Origin of the sequence: Glycocaulis sp., assembly GCF_052168375.1 — a bacterium.
Classification (GTDB): Bacteria; Pseudomonadota; Alphaproteobacteria; order Caulobacterales; family Maricaulaceae; genus Glycocaulis.
Genome location: NZ_JBQLZR010000043.1, coordinates 1 through 3,136, shown reverse-complemented (window position 1 = coordinate 3,136; position 3,136 = coordinate 1). Strand labels below are relative to the sequence as shown.

The 3,136-nt window shown below is 65.1% G+C and carries 4 protein-coding genes; 3 read left to right on the top strand and 1 reads right to left on the bottom strand.

Going from position 1 to position 3,136, the window contains the following annotated elements; translation table 11 throughout:
* The 3 genes from ACTS2Z_RS01550 to dapB form a co-directional block, all read left to right on the top strand.
* Positions 1-536 (top strand): Hsp70 family protein (locus ACTS2Z_RS01550; RefSeq protein ID WP_442571476.1); only part of this gene is annotated, 536 nt, incomplete at its 5' end.
* A 95-nt stretch (positions 537-631) separates the two neighbouring features.
* On the top strand, positions 632-1,807 hold the full coding sequence (gene dnaJ, locus ACTS2Z_RS01545; protein ID WP_442571475.1) for a molecular chaperone DnaJ: 1,176 nt from the start codon (positions 632-634) through the stop codon (positions 1,805-1,807).
* 79 nt (positions 1,808-1,886) lie between these two features.
* Positions 1,887-2,720, top strand: a complete 834-nt coding sequence (gene dapB / locus ACTS2Z_RS01540) for a 4-hydroxy-tetrahydrodipicolinate reductase (protein WP_442571474.1) — start codon at positions 1,887-1,889, stop codon at positions 2,718-2,720.
* 48 nt (positions 2,721-2,768) lie between these two features.
* Here dapB and ACTS2Z_RS01535 read toward each other — a convergent pair.
* Positions 2,769-3,136 (bottom strand): DNA polymerase (locus ACTS2Z_RS01535; RefSeq protein WP_442571473.1); only part of this gene is annotated, 368 nt, incomplete at its 5' end.

The following is a 3,136-nucleotide window of genomic DNA, read 5'->3' as shown; positions in this document are numbered from 1 at the left end:
CGCGCGGCATGCCGCAGATCGAGGTGACGTTCGACATCGACGCCAACGGCATCGTGAATGTCTCGGCCAAGGACCAGGCGACCGGCAAGGAACAGGCGATCCGCATCCAGGCCTCCGGTGGCCTCTCTGACGCCGATATCGAGAAGATGGTCAAGGACGCCGAAGCCAATGCCGAGGCCGACAAGAAGCGCCGCGCGCTGGCGGAAGCGCGCAATAATGCCGAGGCGCTCGTCCACCAGACCGAAAAGCAGCTCGAAGAGTTTGGCGACAAGGTCTCTGCCGGCGACAAGTCGGCCATCGAGACGGCAATTGCCGAGCTGAAAGAGGTCAAGGACGGCGAGGATGTGGAAGCCATCCAGCAGAAGACGCAAGCCGTCCTGCAGGCTGCCATGAAGCTGGGCGAGGCCATGTACGCCCAGCAGCAGGCCTCCGGCGGTGAGGAAGGTGGCTCTGACGCCAACACCGCTGATAGCGACGATGTCGTTGATGCCGAGTTCACCGAAGTGGACGGCGACGACAAGAAGAAGAGCGCCTGATTACAGGCGTTGTGACGTGATATCCCCCGGTCCGGACTAGCCGGACCGGGGCTGTCACCCGATGCTTTCCGGCACGCAAAAGGCACTGGCAAGTTATGGCCAAGCGCGATTTCTACGAAACCCTCGGCGTTGAGCGCACGGCAGATGCCGCGGCGATCAAGAGCGCCTACCGCAAGCTCGCCATGCAGTATCACCCGGACCGCAATCCGGGCGACGCGGAGGCTGAAGCCAAGTTCAAGGAAGTCGGCGAGGCCTACGCCATCCTGTCTGACGCCGACAAGCGGGCCGCCTATGACCGCATGGGCCACGCCGCCTTCCAGAATGGCGGCGGCGGTGCGGGCGGTCCGTTCGGCCCGGGCGGATTTGGCGGTGCCGCTGATTTTGCTGACATTTTCGAGCAGGTCTTTGGCGATGCCTTTGCCGGACGCGGCGGCGGGCGCCGCCGTAGCGGTCCGGCGCGCGGCTCGGACCTGCGCTATGACATGGAAATCTCGCTGGAAGAGGCGTTCAACGGCAAGGATGCCACCATCCGCGTGCCGACGACCGTCTCGTGCGGGCGCTGTGACGGTGCAGGCGCTGAACCCGGCTCCAAGATCATCACCTGCGAGACCTGTAACGGGGCTGGGCGCATCCGGCGCACGCAGGGCTTCTTCACGATGGAGCAGACCTGCCCGACCTGTGGCGGGCGCGGACAGTATGTCGAGACACCATGTCAGGAGTGCGACGGGGTTGGCCGCGTCCGCAAGAACCGCGAGCTTCAGGTCCAGATTCCGCCCGGCGTCGAGGACGGCATGCGCATCCGCCTTGCCGGCGAAGGCGAAGCGGGCGGGCGCGGTGGCCCGCCGGGCGATCTCTACATCTTCATCTCCGTCAAGCCGCACGACATTTTCGAGCGCGATGGCCCCAATCTCTATTGCCGGGCGACCGTGCCCATGGTGACCGCTGCGCTGGGCGGCGAGATACAGGCGCCGACCATTGAAGGTGGCCGCGCCGAGATGCATATCCCCGCAGGCTCCCAGACCGGACGGCGCATGCGCCTCAAAGGCAAGGGCATGGCACGCCTGAAAGGCGGCGGCGCGCGCGGCGACATGTTCGTCGAACTGTTCGTGGAAACGCCGCGCAATCTTTCAGATCGCCAGAAAGAGCTCCTCAAGGAATTCTGCGAGCTTTCCGGTGATGGCTGCAATCCCGATAGCGACGGCTTCTTCAAGAAGGTCAAGCGCTTCTGGGATGATGTGCGCGGAGAGGATGAAGCGCGTCCCGGCGCCTGATCAATCTTCCCTGGCGTTCACCGCCTGCTAACCGAATTGGCCGCCAATGCGGCGTTTGAGGCGGGCAGGAGTGCAGGACGTGAACACGGAACCGGGAAAAGTGCTGAAAATCGCAGTGCTCGGGGCTTCCGGGCGGCTGGGCCGTCTTCTGATGGCGGAAATCATCCGGCGTCCGGATCTCGAACTTGTGGCCGGTGTTGTCCGCCACGATTCAGTCATGCTCGGCGCTGACCTCGGTGAACTGGCAGACACCTCGGCGACGGGTATCGAGGCTAGCGTCTCCATGCGCGATGCCGCCGACGCTGCCGACATCGTCATTGATGTGTCCGCGCCGTCTGCCTCGATGGCCTTTGCGCGCCAGATCAGCGAGCGGGGCGGCCCGCCTCTGGTCTGTGGTGTGACGGGGCTGGATTCCGAACAGATGGCCGCTCTGAAAGAGGCCTCACGCACCACGCCGGTCCTTTATGCGCGCAATTTCTCGCTCGGTGCCGCCGTCATGGGCTGGCTGGCGGGCGAAGCCGCGCGCCTTTTGCCGTCTGAACAGTTCGATATCGAGATCGTGGAAACCCACCACCGCCGCAAGGCCGATGCGCCGTCAGGCACGGCGCTCGCGATTGGCGAAGCCGCTGCGGCTGCGCGCGGGCTGGATCTGGACGCACATGCCATTTTCGAGCGTCCCCGGCAGGGCAGCGCGCGCCCCGTGGGCGCGATAGGCTTTTCCGCCGTCCGGGGCGGCGGCAGTATTGGCGAGCACTCTGCCCTTTATCTTGGCGCGTTCGAGGAACTTGAAATCCGCCACCGGGCGAATGACCGCTTCATCTTCGCGCGCGGCGCGCTGGAAGCGGGCAAATGGCTGCATGGCCGTGAGCCCGGCCTTTACGGCATACAGGACGTTCTTGGGCTGACACGGTAGGCAACCAGAGACCGGGGCAGGCCCGTCGGTGTTGAGCGAAAGGCGGCCTCAGTGCGCCTTGCCCCAGGTGGGTGCAGCCTTCGCCTCCACCACCAGCGGGACCGACAGGCTGACAGCGGGTAGCGCCGCCTCGCCCATCACCGATTGCACCAGCGGGATCAGCGCGTCCGCCTCGTTTTCCGGGCATTCGAAGACCAGCTCGTCATGCACCTGCAACAGCATGCGGGCTTTCAGCCCGGCCCCTGCAATGGCGTCATCCATGCGTACCATGGCGCGCCGGATGATATCGGCGGCTGCGCCCTGTATCGGCGCATTGATCGCCTGACGCTCGGCAAACTGGCGCATGGCCGGGTTCTTGTCCTTGATGCCGGGGAAGAGGCAGCGCCCGCCAGATCGGACGAGGGTCGTGTAGGGGA